The following is a 26,849-nucleotide window of genomic DNA, read 5'->3' as shown; positions in this document are numbered from 1 at the left end:
CGCTCGTCGTTCACCTGCCATTGACCGGGCGATTCCTGCCGTTCACCGCACCCGGGGGCGCTGGGCTGTTACAGATCACGGCCGGTGCGCGACACCACCGTCGAGCATCACAGGGAGAGCGGGGGTCGATGACGGGCGAACGACAGGTGCGGCTGCAGCTGGGCACCCGCGCGGTCTCGGTCCCCGCCGGGCACGGCCGCGAAGTACTGGAATACGCCGGGGTGACCGTCCTGCGCGTCGAAGACGGCGAAGCCGTCGAACAGGCGTGGGTCCCGGTCGGGACCTGCCCGAGCTTCGCCGACGACGAGGCGCTCATCGCCGCCTGGCACTCGGCCCTGCAGTGGACCCGGTCGCCGACCGGCGCGTGAGCTGAACCACAGCTGTCACAGCGCGCGGCCCCGCGGTGTCTCCATGCCGAACCCGGCATCGAAGGAGACACCATGACCGAGCCCACCGAAGTGGTCGTGATCGGCGGCGGATACGCCGGCGTCATGGCCGCCAACCGCCTGACCCGGCGCGACGACGTCGCCGTCACCCTGGTCAACCCGCGGCCGCGGTTCGTCGAGCGGATCCGCCTGCACCAGCTCGCCGCCGGTTCCGGCGACGCGGTCGTGGCCTACGGCGACGTCCTCGCCGAGCGCGTCCGGCTGGTCGTGGACAGCGTGACCGCGATCGACGCGACCGCGCGCGCCGTGACCCTGGCCGGCGGCCGCACGCTGGCCTACGACTACCTGATCTACGCCGTGGGCAGCACCGGCGCGACGGTGCCCGAATTCGCCTACCCCGTCACGACTTTCGAGGAGGCCCGGCAGCTGCGGCCGGTCCTCGACGCCGCGTCCGCGGTGACGGTCGTCGGAGCCGGTCCGGCCGGGATCGAGACCGCGGCCGAACTGGCGGAAGCGGGCCGCGCCGTGACGCTGGTCTGCGGCGGGGAGCTCGGGCCGTCCCTGCACCCGAGCGGCCGGCACGCGGTGGCCGCGCGGCTGGCGAAGCTGGGTGTGACCGTGCTCGTCGACGCGGTGGTGAGCGCGGTGACGCGCGATGCCGTGCGGCTCGCCGACGGCCGCGAGCTGCCGAGCCCGGTGACCGTCTGGACCGCCGGTTTCGGTGTGCCGGACCTGGCCGCGCGCAGCGGGTTGAGCACCGACGCCCTGGGCCGCCTGCGCACGGACGAGACGCTGACCAGCGTGGACGACGACCGCATCGTCGCGGCCGGTGACGCGGCGGCGCCGTCCGACCTGCCGTACCGGATGGGCTGCCAGTCGGCGATCCAGCTCGGCCCGCAGGCGGCCGAGACCGTGCTCAGCCGGCTCGCGGGCACGCGTCCCGCCCCGGCCGACGTCGGGTTCGCCGGACTGTGCCTGAGCCTCGGGCGCCGCGCCGGCATCTTCCAGTTCTCCCGCCGCGACGACACCGCGATCCGGCTCCGCATCAGCGGCCGGCCCGGGGCGAAGGTCAAGGAGCTCATCTGTGCGAGCATCGTCAGGCAGCTGGCGTACGAGGCCCGCAAGCCCGGGGCCCGGAAGTGGTGGGTCAAGGACCGCCGGCGCCAGGAATCACTGCGGAAGCACCTGGTCGACGCGTGAGGAAGGGGGGTGCCGCGGCACCCCCCTTCCGTCACTTCCCGCTACGCCGTCCCGACGCGACCACGGCCGGGATCGGGGCACCGTTGATCACGAACTGCGAGCCCGGTTCGATGACGACGTCACCCTTCGCCGAACCGGAGATCGTCACGTTCGTCAGCGTCGCACTGCCCCGGGCGCCGCTCATGGCGAGGATGCCCGCACCGTTGTCCGACCGGTCGATCTTGACGTTCGAGACCGCCGCGGTCACGACTCCGCCCCCGGTCTTGAACTGGATCCCGTCGTAGGTCGAGTCGTGGATCTCGGTGTCCCGCAGCGTCACCCCCGGGATGTCCTTGCCCTGCGCGAAGAACGTGATCGCGCCGAACTGCTGCTGCTCGCCCCAGAACACGCCGCCGCAACGGTAGAGGGCGTTGTTGGCGATCGTCGTCTGCCCGGAGAACGGCAGCGGGTCGTGGTCGGTCGCCAGCATGATGCCCGGGTAGTTCATCGTGTCGTAGACGAGGTTGTTCTCGATCCGGTTGCCGTACCCGCCGTAGACCGCGATCCCGTTGGCGCGCCAGGGAAGCTGGATCGTGTTGTTGGTGAACACGTTGTCGTGCCCGATGTCGGTGGAAGGGTCCTTCACGTACTGGTTGGCCCACACCGCGAGCGAGTCGTCCCCGGTGGTGCGGAAGGACGAGTTGAACACCCGCGAGTTGCGCGTGCCGTTGGTGAAGTTGATGCCGTCGGCGTAGGTGTCGCGGATCCGCATGCCGCTGAACTCCAGGCCGTCGGCCGGGCCCCACAGCTCGGGCTTGTTGCTGTAGTCGCGGCCGACCCACACGCCGACGTTCGCGTGCTCGATCCAGACGTTGGAGATCTTCGTTCCGGTGCCGAAGCGGCCGTTGAGCCCGACGCCGCCCTCGGCGTTGCCGTCGCCGCCGCGGATCCGGCCGGAGCCGAAGATCGCGAGGTCCGAGATCTGCGTGTTCTTGTCGATGTCGAACCCGAAGTTGCCTTCGTGCGGGTGGTTGATGGTGCCCGCGTCCTGTGGCTGGATCAGCGAGTACAGCTGCGAGCGCCACATCCCGGCGCCCTTGATCGTCACGTTGGAGATGCCGATCTGGTTGTACTGGCCGCCGCCGTTGGGCACGGTCGGGTCGTCGGTGAGGATCTTCGCCTCCTGCCGCCACTGGCCCTCGGGGACCCAGACGCAGGCGATCTTGCCGTTCTGGTCGTCGGTGACCGCGCGCTGGATCGCCGGTGCGTCGTCGACGCCGTCGTTCGGCACCGCACCGTACTCGGTGATCGACGTGCACTCGGCCGGCTTCGGCAGCGCGGGCGCCACCTGTTCCAGGTCGACCAGGTCGATGACGTAGTACGCCGCGTTGTCGCCGTTGTCCCGCTGCAGCTTGAACTTCGTGCCCGGCGGGTAGGACTGCGCCAGCAGGGCGTGCGACTCGTCGAACAGCCGCCGCGCGTCTCCGCCGGGCCGGTTGGTCAGGCCCTCGGGGTCGTCGGTGGTGCCGTAGAGCCAGCTGTGCGTCGAGGACAGCGTCAGCTTCTGCGCGAAGGTTCCGTTGACGTACAGGCTGAGCGTGTAGTCCTGCCCGCCGCCCGCGGCCGCGTCGGGCACCGAGTTGCGCACCACGATCGAGTTCGCCTGGTTGGTGGACGTGACCTCCACGTACTGGCCCTGGTTCGCCAGCCGGACGGACTGGCGGCCCGAGGACTCGGTCGCGAAGTTCGTGTGCCCGAACGTGCGCAGCGGGTCGGTCTGGAGCAGTTGTCCTTGGTACTGCGCCGATTCCGCCTCGTATTCGGTGTACGGCACCGCCGCGCCGCGGCCCACGACGATCGCCCGGGAGAGGTCGTTGTTGGACTCGTTGGTCTCGGCGACGGTGTTCGTCGAGTCCGCGGTCGCGGTGAGGGTCGCGCCGCCGGTGGTGGCGGTCCACGTGCCGGAGATCGCGGCGTTCGCCGTCGCTCCGGCGGCGATCGCGCCCGTGGCGCCGGTCAGCGTGGTGGCGCCGGCGGTCAGCCGGGTCACCGAGGCGCCCGCGCCGCTCGTGCCGCGGTTGTGCACCGCGACGGTGAACGACACCGCCGCGCCGGCCGCCGGGTTCGACGTGATACCGGTGACCTCGAGGTCCGGGCCCGGCGCCTGGGCGATCACGAGCGGGGTCGGTGCGGTGAACGTGTTGTTGGTGTCGTCCTGCTCGACGATCGTGTTCGCCGGGTCGACGGTGGCCGAGACGCTGTAGGTGCCCTGCGGCCGGGTGCCCGCGTTCACGGTCACCGTCGTGGACGCGCCGGCGGCGAGGGCGCCGACAGCCGCGTTGCCGACGACGGTGCCGCCCAGGCTGACGGTGGCGGTCGTCGCGCCCGCGGCCGCGGTGCCCGCGTTCTTGACCGTCGCCGAGACCGTGACCTGGCTCGTCTCCGTCGGGTTCGCCGGCGTCCACGTCGTGCCGGTGACGACGAGGTCCGGGTTCGGCGCCGGGGCCCCGAACACCTGGAACTCCGCGACCTGCCCGCCGGGCGCGCCGGAGTTGGCGGAGAACTGCAGCCGGACGTCGGCCGTGCGGCCGCCGACCGGGATGGTCACCGTGTTCTGGTTGCCCGCCGGGTCGAACCGGTAGTCGGCGCGGGCCTTGAGGGAGGTGAACGCCGTGGCGCCCTGGTCGCGGCCGAGGACCTCGAAGGTCTGCGTCCGCGCGCCCCAGGCCGTGTCGGGGTCGAGCTTGACGACGACCTGGTCGAGGTCGGCGTTCGCGCCGAGCTTGACGGTCAGCGTGCTCGACTGGCCCGAAGCTTCCCAGTACGTGCCGGTGTTGTTGTCGTTCGCGTTGGCGGCGACGAAGGAGAAGACGCTCGACGACGCCTCGATCGGCTTGCCCGCGGCGAGGTTCTGCCCGGCCTGCGTGCCTTGGCGCACGACGTGGCCGCTGTCGGCGGACTCGTGCCCGGCGGCGTCCCTGGCCCGGACGAAGTACTCGACGCGCGTACCGGCCGGCCGGGTCTCGGTGAAGGTGGTGGCGGTGACCGTGGTGACGGCCGTGCCGTCGCGGTAGACGGTGTAGCCGGTGACGCCGACGTCGTCGGTCGAGGCCGACCACGTCAGCTTGACCTGGCCGGCGGCGGGTTCGGTCAGCGCGAGGTTCGCCGGCGCGGTCGGCGGCTGCGTGTCCCCGGTGTCGAGCCCGTAGAGCTCGAACTCCGAGAGCTGCGCGGCGGGCCACTGCGAGTTGGCGGTGACGTTCAGGCGGACGTACCGGGTCGAGGCCGTCACCGGGATGGTGACGGTGTTGGCGTTCGGGGTGAAGACGTACCCGGCCGCCGCGACGAGGTCGGTGAACGTCGCGCCGTCGCTGCTGCCGCGCACGGCGAGGGTCTGGGTGCGGGCCTCCCAGCCGGTCGGCAGCTTCAGCACGATCCGCGAGAGGGACTTCGCCGAGCCGAGGTCGGCCTGGATCCACTGCGGGAAGGCGTTGTTCGCGGATTCCCAGTACGTGGCCTGGTTCCCGTCGACGGCGTTGGCGACGGGATAGCCGGGCAGCGCGCTGCTCGCCGACACCGTCCGGGTCAGGGGCACTTCCGCGGCTGCCGCCGCGGATGAAGCGGGTGGGCCGCTCGCGGCGGACGCGAGGGAGAGCCCGGCGACGGACAGCCCCACGGCGAGGAAACCGGCGACGAGCCGGGACAGGCGCGTACGAGTCATGGCGTCTTCTCTTCTTCGAGACGGCGGGGACGGGAGCCTGAGCCACCCGAGCATGCAACAAGTGAGCGCCGTCACGCAAGAACTTGACACCGATCAGAAAATTTACGACTCCTTCGCCGTCACTCGACTGGCCCAACCGGACGAACCAGGGCGAACCGCTCGGCGAACGCCGCCATCTCCTCTCGCCGACCGTCCGGGTCGGCGCTCGTGGGGCTCACGACGACGCGGGTGACGCCTTGCCCGGCGAGCGTCTCGGCGTCCTCTTCGGACATTCCGATCGACCCCCATCGCGTGTGCTGCAACGAGTCCGGGTCCCGGCCGGCTTCACCCGCGGCCGTCCGGGCGAGCGCGAACTGGCGGCGGCGCTCGTCCGGGGTGAGCAGGCCGCCGGGGAAGAAACCGTCCCCGCGCCGCCCGGCCCGCCGCGCCGCGGCCGCGCTCGACCCCCCGACGTGGATCGGCAGGACGCCGCCGACCGGCTTCGGGAAGCTGCAGACGGCGTCGAGGGTGAAGAACTCCCCCGAGTGGCTGACGCCGTCCGCGCCGCCGGCCCAGAGCAGCCGCAGGACGTCGATCGCCTCGTCGGCCCGGCGGCCGCGAGTGGCGAAGTCGACCCCGGTGGCCGCGGCCTCGCCGGGCAGCGCGCCGACACCGATGGTGAGCAGCCGCAGGCGGCCGCCGGAGAGCAGGTCCAGCGTCGCCAGCCGCTTGGCGAGCACGACCGGGTGGTGGTAGGGCAAAAGCAGGACGCCGGTGCCGAGCAGGATGCGCCGCGTGCGGGCGGCGGCGAAGGTCAGGCATTCGAGCGGATCACCGTAGGGCAGTGACGGGTCCAGCTCCATCGGCCCGATCTTCGCGCCGGGATGGAGTGCGACGTGCTCCGGCACGTACAGCGATTCGAAGCCGAGGTCCTCGGCGTCCTGCGCGAACCGCGTGAGCGTGTCCGGGTCGACACCGAAGTGGGGCGTGCTGTAGCTGATTCCGAATTTCACAACGGGCGACGGTAAACCGTGACGTCCGCGTCAAGGCAAGGGTCAGCGGCGCGCGAACACCATCCCGATGTCGGCCGCCTGCTGGACCGGGTCCTGCTCCGCCTCGACCGTGAACCCGCGCGTCGCGAAGACTTCGCGGACGCGGTCGCGGTTTTCGCTCCACCGTTCCACCTCGACGACCGCCTGCCGGACCAGGGGCCAATGCCGCTCTTCGATCCCGCGCAGCACCTCCAGCTCGGCGCCCTCGACGTCGACCTTGAGCAGGTCGATGCGGTCGATCCCCTCCTCGTCGAGCACCGGCGACAACGGCCGGACGCGGACGCGGTGCGTTTCGAGGGTGTTCAGCACCTTCAGCTGGCGGCTGACCAGCCCGCGCAGGATCGGCGCAGGCACGCGGCGGGCGGCCGGGCCCATGCCGCCCTGGCGGATCATCGCGACGATGCTGGCGGTGACCCGCTTCCGCTCGGCCTCGACGTTGCCCTCGTCCCGCCACGACGACGAGAAGATCGTCGCGCCCGGGAAGTAGGTGAAGTCGAGCTCGTCCTCGGCGGCCGCGAGCCCGAAGGGCAGCGCTTTCAGCCGTCCCGCGAAGAAGTCCCGGCCGTTGCTTTCCAGCTTCTCGTAGAGCGGGGGCAGCGGCTCGAAAGCGTAGATCCGCACGTCACCGCCGAGGCGCTCGTAGACCGTTGCGGAGAAGACGCCGACGTTGGCCCCGACGTCGAGGACGGTCGCGCCGGGGGCGAGCTCGACGCCGTGGGCGAAGTAGCCGCCGACCTCCTCGCGGAGGAACGACACTTCCCACGGGTTGATGCTGTGCAGGTCCATCGTCACGCGCAGAGGCTTATCAGGCTCGGCGCCGGTGATCCAGCCCCATTGGTAGGTCACCCGATCGTGGACGACGGCGTGGGCCACACTGGGAGCATGACCGCGACGCTGCTCATCACCCGCCAGCTCGAGGTGCACGACCACGTGCTGGCCCGCGGCTGGCGGCTCGACGGGGACACCGGCCCCGCCGACGTCAAGTTCCTCGACGACGCCACGGCGGGCTGGTCGTACCCGGCCAGCTTCGGCGGCGAGCGGACCAACACGGTCTCCGACGCCACCCCGGTCGTCCTGCAGTGCTACTTCACCTTCGGCGACGAGGGCGAGGTCGTGTTCGCGGTCGTCCCGGCGGGCAACCTGCGCGGCAGCGGGTGCCCGGACCACGACACGCGCGAGCGGCAGTTCCCGCTGACCGGCGACGGCCGCGTCGATCTCGTGACGCTCACGGCGATGCTCGACGAACTGGAGCCGCGGGCGCGGGCGCACGACGTCCACGCGCTGGTCGAGTGCCTGTACTTCGGGCCGTGCGCTGCCAACCGACCTTGAGCCGGCACTCCGTGCCCAGCGTGAAGGTCATGACGTACCGATGGCGGGACAGGAGGTCCGCGGCCGTCGCCTGCGGTCGCGGTCCACTCGCCCGTTCGAACAGCGCACCGCCGGACGGCCATTCGCCGAACCGTCCCGACAGATCGGCCGACCGCTCCACCCAGGATTCGCCGAGGTAGCCCGGTGAATTGCAGCCGGTCGTGCCGGGCGCCGGCCCGGGCACGAGATAGCTCACCCCGGGCACGGTCCCGGCGTCGACCTTGCCCGCCTCGGCCTCGGTGATCCGGTAGTACTCGACCGAGCTCCGGAGCACGCTGCCACCCTCGAGCCAGCCCAGGGCCCGGGCGGCGGCGTCGGCTTCGTCGATGCGCGTCAAGAAATCGCCATCGAAGCCCGCCAGCCGGCTGCAGATCATCCGGCAGGTGATCGTGCCGGGGTCCCGGGCCCCGAATTCGGTGACGTAATCGACTTCGCACACTTCACGCGTCCGCGGTTCGGCCCACTCGGCCCAGCGCAGCCGCGACGACGCGTCCGTCAGGGGCTTCGCCGCCCAGCGGTCGTTGATCTCCCGGTTCGCCCGGGCGGCCGCGTGCCCGGCCGGGCACCCAGCGTGGTCCTTGACGAACCCGCACCGGCCTCCTTAGGTTGTCAGACATAGGACGTCGGACATCCCATGTCCTACCTCAACGAGGAGGTCGAACCGGTGACGCGCAGGTTCAGCACGATCCTTCTGGCGGCGGCCACGACCGCGCTGTCGTTCGCCCCCGCGGCCACGGCCGGTCCGGCGCACGGGTGCGCGTCGTCGGTGGCCTTCACCTCCGGCACCGAGGGCTACGACACCTTCCGCATCCCCGCGGTCGTCCGGGCCGCGAACGGCGCGCTGGTCGCGTTCGCCGAAGGACGGCGTGACTCGGCCGGGGACTCCGGGGCCATCCAGACGGTGTCGCGCACGTCCCGCGACGGCGGCTGCACCTGGGGACCGCTGTCGGTGGTGGACACCAACGGCGACGCGACCGCCGGCAACCCGACGCCGGTGCTCGCGCGGGACGGCGAGCTCGTGCTGCTGACCGGCCACAACGGACTGGTGTCGGAGAAGCAGATCATGTCCGGGCAGGCGTCCGCGCAGGACACCCGCCGCGTCTTCGTGCTGCGCAGCCGCGACAACGGCCGCACCTGGTCCCCCGCCCGGGACATCACCGCCGACGCGAAGCTGCCGGGCTGGCGGTGGTACGCCACCGGCCCCGGGCACGCCACGCTGCTGCGGCACGGCCCGCACGCGGGCCGGATCGTGGTGCCCGCCAACCACTCCAGCTCCCCGCCGGCCGGCTCCCCCGACGTGGGCACCGAGGCGAAGTACTACGGCGGTCACGACCTCTACAGCGACGACGACGGCCGCACCTGGCACATCGGCTTCACCGACGACCGCACCGACGGCGTCGTCGCCGCGAACGAGACGTCGGCGACCGAGCTGCCCGACGGCACCCTCTACTTCTCCAGCCGCAACCAGGGGTCCGCCGCCGAGCACCGCGTCGACGGCTACAGCGTGGACGGCGGGAAGACGCTGGTCCGGCCGTACCGGGTGCAGCCGTCGCTGTCCGGGACGAAGGTCGAGGGCAGCGTGCTGCAGACGACGATCCCGTGGCTGATGCTGTACTCGGGCCCGGCCGACCCCGCCACGCGCACGGTGATGCAGCTGCGGCTGAGCACCGACCGCGGGCACACCTGGCACGCGGGCCGCACGCTGACCAGTGGGCCGGCGGCCTACTCCGACCTGGTGCAGGCCGACCCGGCCACGGTCGGGATCCTGTACGAGAGGGGCACGGCCGGCCCGTACGAGAAGATCGTGTTCGAGCGGGTGGGTTTGGCTCCGGGACAGCTCGGGAACGTCCCCGCGAGGAGGTGATCGACGTGGCCGATCTGCTGGGTCCGCGCGTCCCGGGGCCGGCGCGGCTGCGTGCGCTGCTGGCCGAAGGCATGGTCATCGCCCCGGGAGCGTACGACGCGCTGAGCGCCCGGCTGGTCGAGGCGGCCGGATTCCCAGCGGTGTACATGACCGGTTTCGGCACGACGGCGTCGCTGCTGGGCCGTCCCGACGTCGGCCTGCTGACGATGACGGAGATGGTCCAGGCGGCGAGCCGCATCCGGTCGGCGGTGGAGGTCCCGGTGATCGCCGACGCGGACACCGGCTACGGCAACGCGCTCAACGTGATCCGCACGGTCAAGGAGTACGAAGCGGCCGGCGTCGCGGCGATCCACCTGGAGGACCAGGTGGCCCCGAAGCGCTGTGGTCACCTCGAGGGCAAGCGCGTGGTCCCGGCCGCGACGATGGTCGACCGGGTCCGCGCCGCGGTCGCAGCCCGGTCCGACCCGGACTTCCTGCTGATCGCGCGCACGGACGCCCGCGCGGTGGAGGGTATCGACGCGGCGATCGACCGGGCGCGCCGCTACCGGGACGCTGGGGCGGACATGGTGTTCGTCGAGGCGTTGCAGTCCGAAGCCGAGATCGAGCGGGTGGCGTCGACGTTCGCCGACACGCCGTTGCTGTTCAACTGGGCCGAGGGCGGCAAGACCCCGCCGCTGGGGCGCGAGCGGTTGCGCGAGCTGGGGTTCCGGTTGGTGATCTGTCCGATCTCGACCCTGCTGGCGGCGACCGAGGCGATGCGGACGGTGCTGGGCCGGATCGCGCGCGACGGGACACCGGTCGAGGCCGTTCGCGAGCTGCCGGGGTTGACGGACTTCGCGGGGCTGGTCGGGTTGCCGGAGATCGAGGAGATCGGCGAGCAGTTCGGCGACGGGTGAGGTTGTTTGTCGGTGGGGTTTTGGCGGGTGCCGGGGGCACCGCTCGGCCGCTTCAGGGCGTGGGTGTAGGCCCGCAGCCGGTGGCTGCGGGCCTTTCCCATGTCGTGTTCAGGCTGCGAACGGTAAGGGTTGATGAAGGTTGTTGCGCCTGGGTTTTCGGCGTTTGTCCAGGAACACCGGTGGCAAGAACTCGGGTAGGCCGTCGGTGGCGATGCGGACCTGCCAACCGGAACGGTGCAGCAGCCGGTGGTGGTGGGCGCACATCAGGACCAGGTTGCCCAGCTCGGTCGGGCCACCATCAGCCCAATGCCGGATGTGGTGACCTTGGCAGTGCCGAGGTGGACGGTGACAACCCGGGAACGCGCAGCCGCGGTCGCGCATGTAGAGCGCGCGGCGGATTCCCGGCGGGACCAGGCGGCGCTGGCGGCCGAGGTCGAGAGGTTCGCTCTTCGCTCCCAGGACGGCGGGGATGAGCAGGCAGTCGCAGGCGTGGATCCGGGCCTCGGCCGCGGAGATCGTGCCAAGATCGCCGAGGGTGGCTCGACCGGTGCGAGCCTGGGGTCGGGTTCCGGTGTCGCCGAGGATCGCTTGGCCGAGGTTGGACTTCAAGTCCTCCAACGACACCGTGACCATCACGTGCGCTCGCTCCCCGGCCTGCATCGGCAACTCCGGACAGCTCAACGCCAAGTCGATCGCGTCGGAGAAGGCGTCGCCGTAACGTTCCTGCGGCGAACGCAAGTCCGCGCCTTCCTCACCGCTACGACGTTGCGCGAGAGAATCCAGCAAGGCACTGGCCCGGCTGCCGGTCTCGTCGTCGAAACGGCCCTGAAGCTCCCACGTCCCGGTTCTTTTGCGGCGCAAAGAAAGTTCGCGGCTCGGCATGGCCGGTTCCGTGGTGTCAGGTTCGGCGCCGTCGGGGTCGAGGTGGGCCAGGATCCGCGCACCCAACGCGGCGACCTGCTTGTGCCCAGCATCGGAGGCGAAGGACAGCAGATGCTGCTCAGCGTCGGCGCGGTGTTCGAGTGGGACTTGCGTCATCACCCCGACGATCGTGTCGATCATCGGGGTGCTCAACCGGCCAGCCAAAGCAGCAACCCCGGTGGCGGGAGCGACAGCGGGAACGCCGTCGAGAGTGCGACCGGAGGTGAGAGCCCGAGCACGCTTCACCACAGCCTCGGCCGCAGCCTTGGGCACATCGGCCAGATGCTCGAAAAGCCGCGCCACAGAACGATATCCGAACAGCTCCACAACCCCGCGCGACTCGATCTCCGCCAGCAGCGAACCGATCTCCGCCTCAGCGGACCGCACAACAGTGAGCAGAGCGGAGATACGGTCGGCCAAAGCCACCGCATCCGCACGCCACACCGCTTCGCTGTCCACAAACCAAGATTACCGACGGTCGCACACCTGTTCATCACTCGATCAGGTGGAACCCGCAGTCGGCAGGACCCGAGCGGCAGGCAACCGCCCCAGCCGAGCCGCCTCGGGGAAACCGCCCCGACGAGCGACCCCGACGCACCGAAACTGTCGGACCCGCCCGGTAATCTCCTCCCCGTGGAAGCTCGGGAGCGCATACAGGAACTGGCCGACCGCATCGTGGTCCTCCGCGACGCGTACTACCGGGGTTCGCCGTTGGTGGCGGACGCCGAGTACGACGCTGTCGAAGACGAACTACGGGCGCTCATCGAAGCCCACCCGGACTTGACCCCGGACCCGAACCCCCTCGACCAGGTGGGCGCTCCGGCGGTGCTGCACGCCCCGATCCGGCACTCGCGGCCCATGCTCTCTCTCGAGAAAGCCACGAAACCCGAGCAGGTCGAGGCCTTCTTCGCGCGCTTCCCGGGCCAGCCGGTCGTCGTCATGCCCAAACTGGACGGTCTGTCGCTCGCCGTCGTCTACGAAGACGGTCGGCTGCGGAGAGCCGTCACCCGGGGCGATGGAACCACCGGTGACGATGTCACCAGGCTGGTGAAAGCCCTCACCGACGGCATCCCGGACCGGGTGAACGCCCCCGGCCGGGTCGAGGTGCGGGGTGAGGCCGTCATGCTGCGCTCGACCTTCGCCGCCTACAACGCCGCGCACCCCGACAAGCCGCTGATCAACCCGCGCAACGCCGCCGCCGGCACGCTGCGGGCCAAGGATCCGGCCACCGTCGCCGAACGGCGGCTGCGGTTCTTCGCCTTCGACCTCGACACCGATCCCGACAACGCCGAAACCGACCTCGGCAGCGCCCTGAACACGCTCGGTTTCACCGCCGCCGACATGCGGCGGTGCGGCGACGCGGCGAAAGCGCAAGAAGTGATCGGCGAGATCGAACGGCAGCGCAACGACCTGGACTACGACCTCGACGGCGCCGTCCTGCGGCTCGCCGACCGCACCGCCTACGCCGCCGCCGGGACCCGGTCGAGCTCGCCGCGCGGGGCGCTCGCCTTCAAGTTCGCCGCCGAGGAGAAGACCACCGTCCTGGCCGACGTCGTCTGGGACGTCGGCAAGACCGGCAAGATCGCCCCCGTCGCCTGGCTGGAACCCGTGTTCGTCGGCGGCACCACCGTCACCCGCGCCACGCTGGCCAACCAGGAGGTGATCAAGGCCCGCGGCATCAAGATCGGCGACACCGTCCTGGTCCGCCGGGCCGGGGACGTCATCCCGTTCGTGGCCGGCGTGCTCGACGCGTCGAAACGCACCGGCGACGAGCGGGAGATCGTCCCGCCGAGCGAGTGCCCGTCGTGCGGGCAGCCGCTGACCGAGCAGGGCAACAGCCGGGAACTGTTCTGCACCAACGTCGCCTGTCCCGCCCAAACCGTGCGGCGGCTGATCCACTGGGCGTCGCGGGCCGCGGCGGACGTCGACGCCATCGGCGGCGTCTGGATCGAACGGCTGGCCGAATCCGGCGACCTCGAGCACCCCTCGGACTTCTACGCGCTGACCAAGGAACGGCTGCTGGAGTTCGACCGCATCGGCGAGGTCTCGGCCACGCGGATGATCGAGTCGATCGACGGGAGCCGGTCGGTCGGGCTGCGCCGGGCGCTGATCGGGCTCGCCATCCCGATGGCGTCCGAAGGCACCGCCGCCCGCCTGTGCCGGGCGGGCTTCGGCTCACTGGAAGACGTCGTCGCGGCGGGCGTCGACGGGCTCGTCGCCGTCGAGGACATCGGGCCGAAGGTCGCCGCGTCGCTGATCGAGCACCTCACGCGGCTGCGGCCCGAGCTGGAACGGCTGCGGGAGCGGGGCGTGTCCTTGGACGTCCGCGAGGAGGATCTCCCGCCGGTCGTCGCGGCCGGCGCTCCGCTGGCCGGCAAGACGGTCGTGGTCACCGGCTCGATCAGCGACCCGCGCTCGGGCGAGAAGGTCCCCCGGCCGACGTTCCAGCGGCTCTGCGAGAAGGCCGGCGCGACCATCGCGTCCTCGGTCTCGGCGAGCACGGACCTGCTCATCACCGGCGCCGACGTCGGCGCCGCCAAGCTCACCAAGGCGGAGAAGCACGGCGTGACCGTCGCCGACCAGAGTGAAATCTGGCCGCAGCTGATCGAAGCCGGAATCATCTGACGCGGGGGCTCGTGAGATGCTGCGACGCGCAGCAGGCCCGAGGGAGAGGCGGAGCGGGTGACCACCTGGACCGATGTGATCAACTTTGTCCGGACGCGGTACGAGGTCCTGGAGGACACCGACGGCTGGCTCCGGTTCCGCCTGGAGGGTCCGGACGGCCGGACGCAGCAGGTGACCGTGCACCACGTGGAGGAACTGCACGACGGCGCGTGGATCGAGATCTCGTCACCGGTCGGCTGGGCCGACAAGATCGACCTGCGGAGCCTGCTCGAGCTGGCCGGCTCGTCGGCTGTCGGCGGCGCGGCCGTGGTGGACGGCGTGGCGCTGCTGAAGCACACCGTGCCGCTGGAGGACCTCAGCATCGAGCACGAGTTCGAGCGCCCGCTCAAGGCGGTCGTCGCGCGGGCCGACTCGCTCGAGCACCAGCTGACCCAGTCGGACGAGTTCTAGCTCCTAAACGTGCATCGCGAGCCACAACGCCATCCAGGCGAGGCACGCGAGCGCGCCGCCGACCCCGAACGCCAGCAGCACTCGCCGCAGTCCCGCGACGACCCCGGCCCGGCCCGACATTTCGGTGATCCCTGCGTCAGTCATGCCGAAGTGTTGCCGCGCACCGGCCACGGCAAACATCGGGTTCAGGATTCACCCATCACCAGCCCCTCGATGGTGTGCTTCTGGGTGATCGGCTCCAGCGCGTCGACGATCGGGCAGTGCAGGTGGGCGCGCACGGACTCCGGCAGGGACGCCCAGAAGTCGTGCGTCACCGCGGTGTCGTGGCGTTCGTCGTTGCCCGCCCCCGGCGCGTCGAGGCCCAGCACCAGCACCGGCCGGGACTTCGCCGAGTGGTTCGCGGTACCGCGGTGGACGGTCAGCGCCGAGCGGATCGAGATGTCCCCCATCCGCGGGAACTTGCGCGCCGCCAGCGAGCGGTAGCGCGGGTAGGCCGAACGCGGCGGGAACATGCCGTGCTCGAACGCACTGCCGTCGTCCCAGTGGGTGCCGGGCGCGATCTCGAACGGGCCCATGTCCGGCTCGGTGTCGACGGCGGTGACGTTAACGGCGAGCGAGTTCAGCCTGCGGTGGCGGGCCGTCTCCTCGGGCATCGGGAAGTCGCGGTGCCACGGCTGGTCGACCGCGCCGGCGAGCGGGACGTCGAACCCGACCTCGACGATCCGGTACTCCGGCCCCAGCACGGCCTCGGCCACCGCGGTGATCCACGGGTGCCCGGCCAGGTCGGCGAACCCGCGCAGCTGCTCCGGGTGGATCTCGACGTAGTAGCGGTTCGGGCCGCGGCCGACGGCGCCGCCGGGCCGGGCGCGGGCCTCGGCGAACGCCGCGTCGATGTCTTCGCCGAGCCGGTGCACCCAGTCGCGCGGGAACGCGCCGGGCAGGCCGATGATGCCGTCCTCGTGCAGCCGGCCGGTCAGGGACTCGACTTCGGCGGCGGGCAGCGGTGTGGTCAGGTCAGTGGTCATTGGGCACCTCCGAGGGGTCACGACGGCGTGGCGACTTCAGTTTGCAACGTGGCATGCCACGTTGCAAGAGGTAGGCTGCCGACGTGAACCCGAAGTTGCGGGACGTGGCCGACCACGCCGGGGTGTCGGTGCGGACGGTGTCCAACGTGGTCAACGGCTTCCGCTACGTGGCCCCGGCGACCCGGGAACGGGTGCAGGCGAGCATCGACGCGCTGGGCTACCGGCCGAACATGGCCGCCCGGACGCTGCGGCGCGGCCGGACCGGGCTGGTGGCCCTGGTCGTCCCGGAGATCGACTCGCCGTACTTCGCCGAGCTCGCCGCGCGGACGGTCCGGATCGCCGGACGCCGCGGCCTGACCGTGCTCATCGACCAGACCGACGGCGACGCCGAACGGGAGAAGGAGCTGCTGCACGGCCGGCGCAGCCAGCTCGTCGACGGCGTCCTGTTCAGCCCGTGGGCCGTGGCCCCCGCGGAGCTGGCCGCCCGTACGGACACCGTCCCGCTGGTGCTGCTCGGCGAGCACGACGGCACGACCGGGGTCGACCACGTCGCGATCGACAACGTCGCCGCCGCGCGCGAGGCCACCGCGCACCTGCTGGCCACCGGCCGCCGCCGCGTCGCCGCGCTGGGCATCCAGCCGGAGTCCCTGAACGCGACCGCCCGCCAGCGCCTCGCCGGGTACCGCGAAGCGCTGGGAGACCTGCCCCGGCTGGAGGTCCCCGTCCAGCGCCTGCACCGGGCCGACGGCCACCGGGCGATGCTCGGGCTGCTCGACCGGGCCGAGCCACCCGACGCCGTCTTCTGCTTCACCGACGAACTCGCGCTGGGTGCCTTGCGCGCGGCCGCCGACCGCGGCCTGACCGTGCCGGACGAACTGGCACTGGTCGGGTTCGACGACATCGAAGACGGCCGGTTCAGCGTCCCGGCCTTGACGACGGTGTCGCCGGACAAGGACCGCATCGCCGAACTCGCCCTGGACTGCCTGGCCGCCGAACCGGGGCCCTCACGCTCGATCGTCGCCCCGCACCGGCTGGTGGTCCGGGGAACCAGCTGAGGCGTCGCGGTTCACCACGCGCAGGATGAGCCACTGGTCGAACCACGCGCCGGCCGTGGTCACAACCAGCATGACGAGGCCGAGGATCAGGTGCGTGTAGCTGTGCAGCGGCGCCGCGCTGTCGGTCAGCTTCGTCAGCCCGATCTGCAGTCCCAGCCGCAGCGCGAAGAGCACGGCGACGAGGACCAGGGCCTGCTTGCTGCGCCACACCGCGCGCAGGTACTTGCGCCGCCGGGACAGCAGCGTGAACCACAGCGTCAGGTGCACGGCCACGAGGACGAGCGGCAGGTACACGACCCACGAGTACCGGTCGCCGAACTGCAGGCTGAAGTCGTTGCTGGCCACCAGCAACCCGATGAGCACGAAGTACCAGCCCGGCAGGCCTTCGATCTTCCCGGTCCGGGTTCCGTTCTCCACTTCGGCCTCTCGCATCAGGAATCGGTTCATGCTCCGAGCCTTCCGGGAACCGCGGCGACGGCGATCAACCGGCGGTACGAGATTCCGCCGCCGTCTCGTACCCAGGTACGAACTCTCGCCGCGAGTGGAGCGTGGAGCCGCCGGGTGGGGCACCATCGGCAGATGACCTTCGCCAGCCACCCGGGCATTCCGTGGACCGGCCGCCGCGGCCCGCTGGTGGCCGAAGCGGTCGTCCTCGGCCTGCTGACGGTGCTCGACATGGTCTTCGCGTCCCGGGCCCTGCCCGGTCAGAGCGAGCTCACCACGGTCGTCGTCGAGTTCGCGCCGGGCCTCGGCCCGGTCGTCGCGCTGCTGGCCGTGCTGCGCCGCCGGTTCCCCGACCACATCGCGGGCCTGGCCACCGCCGTCTCCGGGCTTTCGCTGCTGGGCTCGGCGGTCGCGGCCGTGCTCGCGACGGCCGGAACGCGGCTCCCGCCGCAGCCCGGCGCGGCCGAAGCCCTCGCGATCGCGCTGGTGGTCGGGGCCTGCTGCCACCGGCTCCCGCCCCGCGCCGCCACGATCCAGGCGGTGCTCGGCGGCTGCGCGGCCACCCTCGCCCCGATCCTGCGCTACGGCACCGGCTCCCCCGCCGCGCTCTACGCCGCCGGGGCCGCGGTGGTCTGGGGCGGCGCGCTGGCCGGCGGGCTGGTCCTGCGCGACGCCGAGGTCCGCCACCGCGTGGACGTCCTCGAACTCCGGTCCGCCGAACGGCTCCGGCTCGCTCGCGAGCTGCACGACCTCGTCGCCCACCAGATCACCGGCATCGTCGTGCGCGTCCAGGCCGCGCACCGCGTCGCCGAGCGTTCCGGAGGCGACACCGCGACCTTCGCCGAGCTCGAAACCGCCGGTGCGACAGCGCTTTCCGCGATGCGCCGGCTCGTCGGCGCGCTGCGGACCGGCGACGAAGACCTCTTCGTGCCTCCCGCCGATCTGGCGACGGCCGTGGACCGGGCGGTCCCCGACGACGACCGGATCCAGCTCGACGTCAGCCCGGACCTCGCGACGCTGGCCGTCGCGCCGGAGGTCGTGACCACCGCGCACCGGCTGCTCACCGAGTCGCTCACGAACGTCCGCCGGCACGCGCCGGACGCCGTCGAGGTCCGGGTGCTCGTCCACCACGAACCCCGCGGCGAGTTGCGGGTCGAGGTGGTCAACGACGGTGCCGCCCGGCCCGCCCGGCGGGGTGGCTACGGCCTGCTCGGGATGGCGGAACGGGTCGCGGCGGTGGGCGGTACGGTGCACGCGGGACCGGCGGAGGGCCGGCGCTGGCGCGTCGTCGCGCGGCTGCCGCTCGAACCCGGCTGAGGCGAGGGGAGACCGGGGTGCCGACGCGAGTGCTGATCGCCGACGACCAGGCGATGGTCCGCGCGGGGTTCCGGCTGATCCTCGAAGGCGAGCCGGACATCGAGGTCGTCGGCGAGGCCGCCGACGGCGACCAGGCGGTGCGGCTGGCCCGCGAACTGCGCCCGGACGTCACGCTGATGGACATCCGGATGCCCGGCGTGGACGGGCTGCGCGCCACCGAACTGCTGGCCGGCGCGGGAGTCGCGGACCCACTGCACGTCGTGATGGTCACGACGTTCGGGCTGGACGAGAACGTGCACGCGGCCCTGCGCGCCGGCGCCTGCGGGTTCCTGCTCAAGGACGCCGGGCCGAACCTGCTGATCGAAGCCGTGCACGCGGCCGCCCACGGCGAGGCTCTCGTCTCCCCCGCGATCACCACGCGGCTCCTGGAGCACTACGCGCGCCGTGATTCCCGGACCGCGCCCGAGCCCGCGAGCCCGCTCACCCCCCGGGAAACGGACGTCGTGAAGGCCGTCGCCCGGGGTGAGACGAACGACGAGATCTGCCGCTCACTGGTGGTTTCGCTGCCGACGGTCAAGACCCACATCGGCGCGGTCAAGCGCAAGCTGAACGCCCGCAACCGCACCGAGATCGCCATCTGGGCCTGGGAAAGCGGCCTGATCCGCTGATCGCGGTACGCGCACGACGACCGTGCGCGCCACGACGTCGCCGAACCGCTGGCGGCGCCGCGTCACCAGCATCACGACGATGCCGACCAGTCCCCACACGAACCCGTCGACCAGCATCAGCAGCTGCCGGACCACGAACACCGACAGCGGCGGGTGCGCGCCGTCGAGCGTGACGACCCGCAGGCGCAACCAGCGCATCGCCGGCGTCTGCCCGCCGTGCCGGTAGGGCCACCACACGGTCACGAACAGCAGGCCGAGGAAGTCCAGCGCCAGCATCGTGTAGAGGACGACCTCCAGGAACGTCAGCAGCCCCGGGCCGTGCGGGTGGAACAGCCAGACCACCGCGATCGCCAGCAGCAGCATGGGCACGAAGACGAGCAGTTCGTCCAGCAGGAACTGCGCCACGCGGCGCCCGACGACACCGAGTCCCGGACGGGTCATGAGCCCATGATCCCGATCCCGGCGGCCGGGCGCGCGCTGAGCCGTCTCATACCCGGGGCCGAGCCGCGGGCGGCGACTTCGTCCTCCGGGCTGATCACCGGCGACCGCGGCCGGGCCAGGCTCGGGCGCACCCCACCTCGCGACGGAAGGACACCCGGTGCGCATCTCCCGGACAGGACTGGCGGCCGCGACGGCGGCCCTCTTCGCGGCCTCGGTGCCCGCCGCGGCCGCGGACCCGCTCACGCCGTACACGACGCAACAGCTCCAGTGGGGCGACTGCCCGTTCAAGCCGGCCGCCGACGACGCGCCCACGCAGTGCGCCCTCGTCACCGTCCCGCGCGACTGGGCCGATCCGGCCTCGGGCACCGACCTGCGGGTGTCGATCAGCCGCGCCGCCGCGACCGGCGAGCGACGCGGCGCGATCCTGCTCAACCCGGGCGGGCCGGGCGGCCAAGGCACGCCGCTGGCCGGGGCGTTCGCCACGCTCGAGCCGTCGGTGCACCAGCTCTACGACTTCGTGGGCATGGACCCGCGCGGCACCGGCCACGCGGGCACCGACGACCACGGCTTCCAGTGCCAGGTCCCGACCGGGCGCCTGCCGCAGGGCACCCTCGACGCCCGCGACCGCTCGGCGGCGAGCATCGCCGCGCACCAGCAGCTCCCGCGGGCCACCGCCGAGGCGTGCCAGAGCGACGCGGTCGCGCCCTTCGTCACCACCTGGCAGACGGCGCACGACATGGACCTGATCCGCACGCTGCTGGGCGACGAGAAGCTGAACTACCTCGGCTACTCCTACGGGACGTGGCTCGGCGCGAAGTACGCGTCGCTGTTCCCGGAGCACACCGGCAAGACCGTCCTCGACTCCAGCGTGAACTTCCAAGGCCGGCTGCAGGCCGACTTCGAGGCGTTCCCGGTGATCGACCAGCGGCAGTTCGACGACGTCTACGTGCCGTGGCTGGCCCGGAACTTCGCGGACCAACTGGGCGGCACGGCCGCGGAGGTCCAGGCGAAGTGGGAGCGCGTCCGCGCCTACTACGGCGGCCACGGCCTCTCCCCCGACACGTTCGACAGCATCTTCGTCGGCAACGGCAGCGAGATCCAGTGGCTGCTCGGCGCGCTGGTCTTCCTCCAGGGCGCGGCGGCGCTCGACGGGACGTCCGCCGCTCCCCCGGCCAAGCTGGCGGACGCGATGGACGCGGTGTCGCGCAAAGCGTTCGGCGTCCAGGCGGCGGCGCTGACGCCGGAGCGGGTGGCCGCCGCGACGCCCGACTACACGCCGCGTCCCGGCACCCGGTTCGCCGTCGCGTGCGGAGACCAGCCGACGCGGTCGGCGGCCTGGTACCGGGGGCTCAGCGACCGTCAGGGGCCGCGGTACCCGCTCTTCGGCTGGGCGTACGGACTCGGTGAGACCTGCGGCTTCTGGTCGGACGAGCCGCGGCACGAGCTGCCGGACCTCCCGGCGTCGGTGGCGGCGGACATCCTGGTGGTGCAGGGAGAATTCGACCCGCAGACGGGGTACGAGCAGGCGTCCGCGGCCGTGCGGTCGGCCGGGGTCCCGCTGGTGTCGGTGGACGACTCGCCGTTCCACGGCCAGTACGCGCTGGCGGGCAACCCGTGCGTCGACGGTCTCGTGAACGTGTTCCTCACCAAGAACTCCCGGCCCGGCAACACGACCTGCCCGGGCGTCCCGCTGATCGGCGAGGACGAGGTGTACCCGGTCGCCGGGCCGGTGCGGAGCGTGTCCCCGTCCGTCCGGACGCGACTGTCCGACGACGCGACGGCGTCGCGCGGCCGGATCCGCGACGAGGTCAGCGCGATGAACCGCTGACGCCACGCCCGGCCGGCTCGGCACCGATCTCCGTACCGCGCCTCCGTACTTGCCCCGACGTGCGGACCGCGGAACCGGGTGATCGTGGTCCGCATGACGAAACACCTTGTGGTGACCGAGCGGCGCAGGCTCACCGCCATCCGGGCGGCTCGGTTGTTCGACGGCGTGGGCTCGGCGTTCGTCGCCGACCCGCTGGTGGTGCTCGACGGCGCCACGATCCTGGGCGTCGAGTCCGGGGGAACCGCACCCGTCGGGGCCGAGGTCGTGGACCTCGCCGGGACGACGTTGCTGCCCGGCCTGGTCGACACGCACGTCCACCTCGCCTTCGACGCCAGTACCGATCCGGTCGCCCGGCTCGCCGCGCGGGACGACGAGCAGGCGGTCGCCGCGATGGCCGAAGCCGGGCGGGCGTCGCTGCGGGCCGGGGTCACGACGGTGCGGGACCTCGGGGACCGCGGCTACCTCTCCCTCGCCCTCAAGGACCGCGCGGACCAGCCGACGCTCGTCGCCGCCGGGCCGCCGATCACCAGTCCCGGCGGGCACTGCCACTTCCTCGGCGGGGTCGCGGACGCGAGCGAGGCCGGGGTGCGGGCGGCGGTGCGCGAGCACGTCGAGCGCGGGGCCGACGTCGTCAAGATCATGGCCAGCGGCGGGACGATGACGCCGGGCACGCGACAGGAATGCGCGCAGTTCGACCGGGACGTCCTGCGCGCCGCCGTCGACGAAGCACACCGGCACGGGCTGCCGGTCACCGCGCACGCCCACGGCACCTCGGCCATCGCCGACGCCCTCGCCGCCGGCGTGGACGGCATGGAACACGTGACGTTCTGGTCCGCCACCGGCGTCGACCACTCCGAGGAGCTGCTGCGCGCCGTCGTGGACCAGGGCGTCGCCGTCGGCGCCACGCTCGGCATGGTGCCGGTCGAGGGGCTGGTGCCACCCGAGGAGATCGTCCGGCGCATGCCCGGGGTCGTCGCGAACTACCGGCGCCTGCACGAGCTCGGCGCGCGGGTCGTCGCCGGCACCGACGCCGGGATCGCGCCCGTGAAGCCGCACGGCGTGCTGGCGTGGGCGCCGCCGATGCTGCGTCAGGTCGGCCTGTCGCCGGCCGACACGCTGCGGGCGATCACCTCGGTCGCGGCGGGTGTGTGCGGGCTGGCGCACCGCAAGGGCCGCGTGGCGCCGGGGTTCGACGCCGACCTGCTGGCCGTCGACGGCGATCCGCTGGCCGACCCGGGGGCGCTGCTCCGGGTCCGTGCGGTGTGCGCGCGAGGGCGGTGGATCGCGTGAAGAAGTTCCTGAAAGCCCTGGTCGCGGGCCTGGCGCGGGCCGCGTGGTTCCCGGCGCCGCTGTGGCCGGCCGGGCCGAAGTCCCGGTGGCCCGGCGAGCCGCGGTGAACCGGGCTCGATGAGCGCGAGCGCCGTATCGTTACCGCTCATGGAGCGGGGCTTCGTCGGCCGGACCGGCGAGCTGGACCTGCTGCGCGCCGGCCTCGAGGAAGCGCGGGCCGGGCGCGGCGGGCTGGTGCTCGTCGTCGGCGAGCCGGGCATCGGCAAGACCAGCCTGGCCCGCGAGCTGGCCCGCGACGCCGAGCGGGCGGGCGTCCCGGTCGGCTGGGGACGCGCGAGCGACGACGAGGGCAGCCCGCCCTACTGGGTCTTCCGGCAGCTCGTCCGCTCGTTGGACCGGCCGTTCCCGACCGGGGGCGCGGACGGCTCGGCCGAGGCGCGGTTCGCCGCCTTCGAAGCCTTCGCCGACGCGCTGCGCGAAGCGGCCGCACCACACGGCCTGCTCGCGGTGCTCGACGACCTGCAGTGGGCCGACGCGGCGTCGCTCGCCCTGCTCGTCCACCTGGCCCGTGACCTCGACCGGGCGCCGGTGCTGTTCGTGGTGACCTACCGCGACACCGAAGCGACCGGCCGGGCGGCCCTCACCGCGGCGCTGGCGGCGCTGGCCCGCGAGCCGGTCCTGACCCGGATCCGGCTGGCCGGGCTGACCGAGGCCGAGGTCGTCGAGCAGCTCGGCCTCGGGGGTGTCTCCTCCGAGGTCGCGACGCTCGTCAGCCGCCGGTCCGGGGGCAACCCGTTCTTCGTGAGCGAGCTGGCCCGGCTGGCCGGCACCGCCGGGGACGCGCTGCCGGACGGCGTCGTGGACACGGTCCGGGCGCGGCTGGCCAAGCTGGGCGAGCCGTGCCGCGCGCTCGTCGCGACCGCGGCCGTGCTCGGCCGCGACGTCGACCCCGCCGCGCTCGCCGACGTCCTGGACCGGGCGGCGGCCGACGTCCTGACCGACCTCGACGAGGCCGCGGAAGCCGGCATCGTGACCGCGCGGGGCTTCCGGCACGACCTGATCCGGGAGTCCGCGGCAGCCGGGTTGCCGACGGCGGCGCGGCTCACCGCGCACGCCCGGATGGCGGCGTGGCTCGAGCGGCGGGACCCGTCCCGGACGTCGAAGATCGCCCACCACTGGCTGGAGTCCCTGCCGGTCGGTGACTCCGCGCGCGCCGCGCTGTGGGCCGAGCGGGCCGCCGACCAGGCCTTGGCGCAGCTCGCCTGGGAACGGGCGGCCGAGCTCTACCGGCGCGCGCTCGACGCGGCGCCCGCTTCCGCCGACGACCGGGCGCGGCTGCGCCTGCGGGAGGGGATCGCCCACCTGCGCGGCGGCGAGATCGAGCGCGGCTCCCGCGTGCTGGAAGCCGCCGCCGACGCGGCTCGCGAAGCCGGGGACCCCGCCGTGCTCGGCGGGACGGCGCTGGCCATGGAAGGACTGTCGGACCCGTGGGGCAGCTTCAACGGCGCCAAGGTCGCGCGGGAGGCCCTGGCCGGGCTCCCGCCCGGGGACGATCCGCTGCGCGCCCGGCTGCTCGCCCTGCAGGCGGGCGAAGCCGGGTTCCTCGGCGGCGGCGAGGCCGAAACGGCGTCCGCCGAGGCACTGGCGATCGCCGAACGGCTCGGCGACCCGGACGTCCTCCGCTCGGCGTTGCGCGCCCGGCAGATGGTGCGCTCCTCGCCCGAGGGCGTGCACGAGCGGCTCTCCCTCGCCCACCGCATGATCGCCCTCGGTGAGGAGAGCGACGACGCGGATGTCCAGCTGTGGGGCCGGTTGTGGCGGGTCGACGCGCTGCTCATGCTCGGCGGGCTCGGGGAAGCCGAGCAGGAGCTCGGCGCCCTGCGCGTACTCGCCGAACGTCTCCGCCGCCCGCTCGCGCGGTGGCACCACCTGCGCAGCTCCGCCACGCTCGCCATCGCACGCGGGCAGTTCGACGACGCCGTCGAGACGGTTCGGCAGACCTTCGCGCTCGTCGCCGACCGGGCGCACATGTCGCTGCAGGGCGTGCCGATCACCGTGCTGGCGTCGATCGCCGGGCTCACCGGGCGGAGCGGCCTGGTGACGCCGGAGATGGAGCGCATCTTCGCCGAGAACGCCCCGCCGTTCGTCACGCTGCTGCACGCCGCGTGGCTGCTGCACGCCGGCGACCGGGACCGGGCGGGCGAGCTCTACCGCCGGGCTCGCGTGCCCGAGCCGGTGCCGGTGCCCGCGACGCTGCCCGTGGCCGCCGCCGCCGTGGAGCTGGGCGCGGAGTTCGGGCCGCCGGACGCCGTCGAGCGGGCGGCGGCGATCCTGCGGCCGCACGCCGGGCTGTTCGTGACCGGCGGCGCGGGCTCGATCCTCGTCACCGGTTCGGTCCGCCGCTACCTCGGGCTCGCGGCCGCGGCCGCCGGCCGGCTCGACGAAGCGGTCCGGGAGTTCAAGCTCGCCGTCGCGGCCAACGACGACGCCGGCACGCCGCCCTACGCCGCGCTGGCTCGCTTCGGGCTGGCCAAGGTGCTGGCGCGGCGCGCTCGTCCAGGGGACGTCGACGAAGCTCTCGCCCTCCTCGCCTCGGTTTCGGCCACGGCCGACCGGCTCGGGATGGCCCCGCTGCACCAGGAGGCCGGCGCCCTCGCCGTCGCACTGCGCGGGGACACCCCGGGCCCGCTGACCCGCCGCGAACGGGAAGTCGCCGCGCACGTCGCCGACGGCCTGACGAACAAGCAGATCGCCGCCCTGCTGCACATTTCCGAGCGGACGGCGGAAAGCCACGTGCAGCACATCCTCACCAAGCTCGGCTTCACCAACCGCGCCCAGGTCGCGACCTGGGTGACGGCCGCCGGGTCAGCTCGGCACCAGTGACAGCACGGCGTCGACGAGTGCGCGCCCTTCGAGCAGCACCGGGTCGTTGTGGTCGGCGCCGGGGACCTCGACCAGCCGCGCCGACGCCGCGGCGGCCACTTCTCGGCTCTGGGCCGGCGGGACGATGGAGTCGCGGCCGCCCAGGACCACCACCGTGGGGACGCGCAGGCGCGCGACCTCGTCCCGGACCGGGAACCGGTCGCGCAGCAGCAGCCGCACCGGCAGGAAGGGGTAGATTCCGGCGCCGACGGCGGCGAGGTCCGTGAACGGCGAGCGCAGGAGCAGCCCGGCCGGCGGGTGGTCGAGGGCCAGTTCGGCGACCACGGCGCAGCCGAGGCTTTCGCCGTGGAAAAGGAGCCGCTCCGGCGGCACGCGCCGGTCTTCGACGAGGTAGCGGTAGGCCGCGCGGACGTCGAGGGCCAGCCCGTCTTCGTCGGGGTCGCCCGCGTTACCGCCGTAGCCCCGGTAGTCGAACATCAGCACCGCGAGGCCGGCTTGCGCGAGCTTCGCGGCCAGTGGCGCGCGACCGGCCCGGTTGCCGCCGTTGCCGTTGGCCACGAGCACGGTCGCCTTCGGGGCCGATCCCGCGGGTCCGACGAACCACGCGCCCAGCTCCAGGCCGTCGGCGGTGCGCAATCGGACGTCCTCGGCGCCGGGCAGCACGGTGCCGGCGGCGGGCACCGGGGTGGTGTCCGGCTGGTAGATCAGGCGGCGCTGGAAGAGCCAGACGAGCGCGAGCACCAGCACGACGACCAGCACCAGCCCGAGCAGCACCCGCACGACCACGGTCCTAGTCAAGCGCACCCACCCCGGGAAACAACGGCGCCGCCCGGACGTTGTAGCTGTCGATGAGCATTCTCCGATTCTGCGTCCTCGGCGACTCCCTGGCGGCCGGCGTCGGCAGCACGCGCGCCGAAGACACCTTGGGGCAGCGCCTCACCCGGCAGCTGCGCGCGGCGGGCCACGCCGTGGACCTGCACGGCTACGGCGTGCCCGGCGCCCGGTCCGACGACCTCGAACGCCAGGTCGGCGTCGCCCTCCGCGACGGCGTGGACCTGGCGTTGATCGTGATCGGCGCGAACGACCTCGCGCGGCTGGTCCCCCCGGCGGTCGCCGCCGGGCAGCTGCACGACGCGGTGGCCCGGCTGGTCCGCGCCGGCGCGCGCGTCATCGTGGTCCCGGCGCCGGACCTGGGGATCGTCTCGCGGATACCGGGGGCGTACCGGGGCCTGGTTTCGGCGGCGAGTGGTCAGTACGCGCAGGCGCAGGCCGAGGCGACCATCCGGGCGGGCGGCGCGGTCGCGGCTCCCGGACCCCAGCTCTCCGCCCGCTTCGCCGCGGATCCCGCGCTGTTCTCGGCCGACCGGTTCCACCCGTCGTCCGCCGGGTACGGGGTGATCGCGGACGCGCTGGCACCCCACGTGCTGGCCGTGGCGGCCGATCTCGCCGCGTAACCT

24 protein-coding genes are annotated in these 26,849 nt (G+C 72.8%); 14 read left to right on the top strand and 10 right to left on the bottom strand.

The genetic code is table 11. The features are described from left to right. Window positions 1-128: 128 nt before the first annotated feature. Both AA23TX_RS15575 and AA23TX_RS15570 read left to right on the top strand, forming a co-directional pair. The gene (locus tag AA23TX_RS15575) at window positions 129-368 is read left to right on the top strand and encodes a hypothetical protein (protein WP_230862506.1); all 240 of its coding nucleotides are present in this window, start codon (window positions 129-131) and stop codon (window positions 366-368) included. 72 nt (window positions 369-440) lie between these two features. After that, on the top strand, window positions 441-1,586 hold the full coding sequence (locus AA23TX_RS15570; RefSeq protein ID WP_155543235.1) for an NAD(P)/FAD-dependent oxidoreductase: 1,146 nt from the start codon (window positions 441-443) through the stop codon (window positions 1,584-1,586). Between the two features lie 31 nt (window positions 1,587-1,617). On the opposite strand, the gene AA23TX_RS15565 is transcribed toward AA23TX_RS15570, so the two are convergent. The 3 genes from AA23TX_RS15565 to AA23TX_RS15555 all read right to left on the bottom strand — a co-directional run bounded on the left by AA23TX_RS15565 (window position 1,618) and on the right by AA23TX_RS15555 (window position 7,190). Continuing rightward, complete coding sequence (locus tag AA23TX_RS15565) at window positions 1,618-5,286, bottom strand: CARDB domain-containing protein (RefSeq protein ID WP_155543234.1); 3,669 nt, start codon at window positions 5,284-5,286, stop codon at window positions 1,618-1,620. A 119-nt stretch (window positions 5,287-5,405) separates the two neighbouring features. Next, window positions 5,406-6,278 carry a TIGR03619 family F420-dependent LLM class oxidoreductase gene (locus AA23TX_RS15560; RefSeq protein WP_155543233.1) on the bottom strand — a complete coding sequence of 291 codons (873 nt, stop codon included), beginning with the start codon at window positions 6,276-6,278 and terminating at the stop codon, window positions 5,406-5,408. A 42-nt stretch (window positions 6,279-6,320) separates the two neighbouring features. After that, window positions 6,321-7,190, bottom strand: coding sequence for an FkbM family methyltransferase (locus tag AA23TX_RS15555; RefSeq protein ID WP_230862505.1), 870 nt, complete (start codon window positions 7,188-7,190; stop codon window positions 6,321-6,323). A 9-nt stretch (window positions 7,191-7,199) separates the two neighbouring features. On the opposite strand from AA23TX_RS15555, the gene AA23TX_RS15550 reads away from it, so the two are divergent. Beyond that, entirely contained in the window at window positions 7,200-7,646 is a 447-nt protein-coding gene (locus AA23TX_RS15550) for a hypothetical protein (protein ID WP_155543232.1), read from the top strand. On the opposite strand, the gene AA23TX_RS15545 is transcribed toward AA23TX_RS15550, so the two are convergent. Further along, window positions 7,543-8,124 (bottom strand): hypothetical protein, encoded by a 582-nt coding sequence (locus AA23TX_RS15545; protein WP_155543231.1) that lies wholly within the window; start codon window positions 8,122-8,124, stop codon window positions 7,543-7,545. The genes AA23TX_RS15550 and AA23TX_RS15545 overlap by 104 nt on opposite strands. A 195-nt stretch (window positions 8,125-8,319) precedes the next feature. Between AA23TX_RS15545 and AA23TX_RS15540 the strand changes: the two genes are divergently transcribed. Together AA23TX_RS15540 and AA23TX_RS15535 are read left to right on the top strand one after the other, a co-directional pair. Continuing rightward, window positions 8,320-9,549 carry a sialidase family protein gene (locus tag AA23TX_RS15540; protein ID WP_155543230.1) on the top strand — a complete coding sequence of 410 codons (1,230 nt, stop codon included), beginning with the start codon at window positions 8,320-8,322 and terminating at the stop codon, window positions 9,547-9,549. A 5-nt stretch (window positions 9,550-9,554) separates the two neighbouring features. Beyond that, the gene (locus tag AA23TX_RS15535; RefSeq protein ID WP_155543229.1) at window positions 9,555-10,445 is read left to right on the top strand and encodes an isocitrate lyase/PEP mutase family protein; all 891 of its coding nucleotides are present in this window, start codon (window positions 9,555-9,557) and stop codon (window positions 10,443-10,445) included. A gap of 108 nt (window positions 10,446-10,553) precedes the next feature. Here the strand turns inward: AA23TX_RS15535 and AA23TX_RS15530 are convergent, their stop codons facing one another. Continuing rightward, complete coding sequence (locus AA23TX_RS15530) at window positions 10,554-11,825, bottom strand: HNH endonuclease signature motif containing protein (RefSeq protein WP_155543228.1); 1,272 nt, start codon at window positions 11,823-11,825, stop codon at window positions 10,554-10,556. A gap of 174 nt (window positions 11,826-11,999) precedes the next feature. Between AA23TX_RS15530 and ligA the strand changes: the two genes are divergently transcribed. After that, the gene (gene ligA / locus AA23TX_RS15525) at window positions 12,000-13,991 is read left to right on the top strand and encodes an NAD-dependent DNA ligase LigA (RefSeq protein WP_155543227.1); all 1,992 of its coding nucleotides are present in this window, start codon (window positions 12,000-12,002) and stop codon (window positions 13,989-13,991) included. Window positions 13,992-14,048: 57 nt separating this feature from the next. After that, on the top strand, window positions 14,049-14,441 hold the full coding sequence (locus AA23TX_RS15520) for a CesT family type III secretion system chaperone (RefSeq protein ID WP_155543226.1): 393 nt from the start codon (window positions 14,049-14,051) through the stop codon (window positions 14,439-14,441). A 3-nt stretch (window positions 14,442-14,444) separates the two neighbouring features. Here the strand turns inward: AA23TX_RS15520 and AA23TX_RS49585 are convergent, their stop codons facing one another. Both AA23TX_RS49585 and AA23TX_RS15515 read right to left on the bottom strand, forming a co-directional pair. After that, window positions 14,445-14,585 (bottom strand): hypothetical protein, encoded by a 141-nt coding sequence (locus AA23TX_RS49585; RefSeq protein ID WP_196425335.1) that lies wholly within the window; start codon window positions 14,583-14,585, stop codon window positions 14,445-14,447. A gap of 41 nt (window positions 14,586-14,626) precedes the next feature. Next, complete coding sequence (locus AA23TX_RS15515; RefSeq protein WP_155543225.1) at window positions 14,627-15,466, bottom strand: phytanoyl-CoA dioxygenase family protein; 840 nt, start codon at window positions 15,464-15,466, stop codon at window positions 14,627-14,629. Window positions 15,467-15,549: 83 nt separating this feature from the next. On the opposite strand from AA23TX_RS15515, the gene AA23TX_RS15510 reads away from it, so the two are divergent. Continuing rightward, the gene (locus AA23TX_RS15510; protein WP_155543224.1) at window positions 15,550-16,521 is read left to right on the top strand and encodes a LacI family DNA-binding transcriptional regulator; all 972 of its coding nucleotides are present in this window, start codon (window positions 15,550-15,552) and stop codon (window positions 16,519-16,521) included. On the opposite strand, the gene AA23TX_RS15505 is transcribed toward AA23TX_RS15510, so the two are convergent. Then, window positions 16,471-16,968 (bottom strand): hypothetical protein, encoded by a 498-nt coding sequence (locus AA23TX_RS15505; RefSeq protein WP_155543223.1) that lies wholly within the window; start codon window positions 16,966-16,968, stop codon window positions 16,471-16,473. The genes AA23TX_RS15510 and AA23TX_RS15505 overlap by 51 nt on opposite strands. 132 nt (window positions 16,969-17,100) lie before the next feature. Between AA23TX_RS15505 and AA23TX_RS15500 the strand changes: the two genes are divergently transcribed. Continuing rightward, on the top strand, window positions 17,101-18,282 hold the full coding sequence (locus AA23TX_RS15500; protein WP_155543222.1) for a sensor histidine kinase: 1,182 nt from the start codon (window positions 17,101-17,103) through the stop codon (window positions 18,280-18,282). 17 nt (window positions 18,283-18,299) lie between these two features. Beyond that, window positions 18,300-18,950 (top strand): response regulator, encoded by a 651-nt coding sequence (locus tag AA23TX_RS15495; RefSeq protein ID WP_196425334.1) that lies wholly within the window; start codon window positions 18,300-18,302, stop codon window positions 18,948-18,950. Here the strand turns inward: AA23TX_RS15495 and AA23TX_RS15490 are convergent. Further along, the gene (locus tag AA23TX_RS15490) at window positions 18,831-19,391 is read right to left on the bottom strand and encodes an RDD family protein (protein WP_196425333.1); all 561 of its coding nucleotides are present in this window, start codon (window positions 19,389-19,391) and stop codon (window positions 18,831-18,833) included. The two genes, AA23TX_RS15495 and AA23TX_RS15490, sit on opposite strands and share 120 nt — an antisense overlap. A gap of 157 nt (window positions 19,392-19,548) precedes the next feature. Between AA23TX_RS15490 and AA23TX_RS15485 the strand changes: the two genes are divergently transcribed. From AA23TX_RS15485 to AA23TX_RS15475, 3 genes are all read left to right on the top strand, one after another. Then, on the top strand, window positions 19,549-21,219 hold the full coding sequence (locus AA23TX_RS15485) for an alpha/beta fold hydrolase (RefSeq protein WP_155543220.1): 1,671 nt from the start codon (window positions 19,549-19,551) through the stop codon (window positions 21,217-21,219). Between the two features lie 93 nt (window positions 21,220-21,312). After that, window positions 21,313-22,509, top strand: a complete 1,197-nt coding sequence (locus AA23TX_RS15480; protein WP_155543219.1) for a metal-dependent hydrolase family protein — start codon at window positions 21,313-21,315, stop codon at window positions 22,507-22,509. A 147-nt stretch (window positions 22,510-22,656) separates the two neighbouring features. Then, window positions 22,657-25,392, top strand: a complete 2,736-nt coding sequence (locus AA23TX_RS15475; RefSeq protein ID WP_196425332.1) for a helix-turn-helix transcriptional regulator — start codon at window positions 22,657-22,659, stop codon at window positions 25,390-25,392. Here AA23TX_RS15475 and AA23TX_RS15470 read toward each other — a convergent pair. Continuing rightward, window positions 25,375-26,190 carry an alpha/beta hydrolase gene (locus AA23TX_RS15470; protein WP_230862504.1) on the bottom strand — a complete coding sequence of 272 codons (816 nt, stop codon included), beginning with the start codon at window positions 26,188-26,190 and terminating at the stop codon, window positions 25,375-25,377. The two genes, AA23TX_RS15475 and AA23TX_RS15470, sit on opposite strands and share 18 nt — an antisense overlap. A 50-nt stretch (window positions 26,191-26,240) precedes the next feature. On the opposite strand from AA23TX_RS15470, the gene AA23TX_RS15465 reads away from it, so the two are divergent. Next, a complete protein-coding gene (locus AA23TX_RS15465; RefSeq protein WP_155543217.1) occupies window positions 26,241-26,846 on the top strand; it encodes an SGNH/GDSL hydrolase family protein in 606 nt (201 codons plus the stop codon). Window positions 26,847-26,849: the final 3 nt, after the last annotated feature.

The sequence above is a fragment of the Amycolatopsis camponoti genome (assembly GCF_902497555.1).
Taxonomy (GTDB): Bacteria; Actinomycetota; Actinomycetes; order Mycobacteriales; family Pseudonocardiaceae; genus Amycolatopsis; species Amycolatopsis camponoti.
The sequence above is the reverse complement of the archived record's forward strand: the minus strand, read 5'-3'. Positions and strand labels throughout refer to the sequence as shown.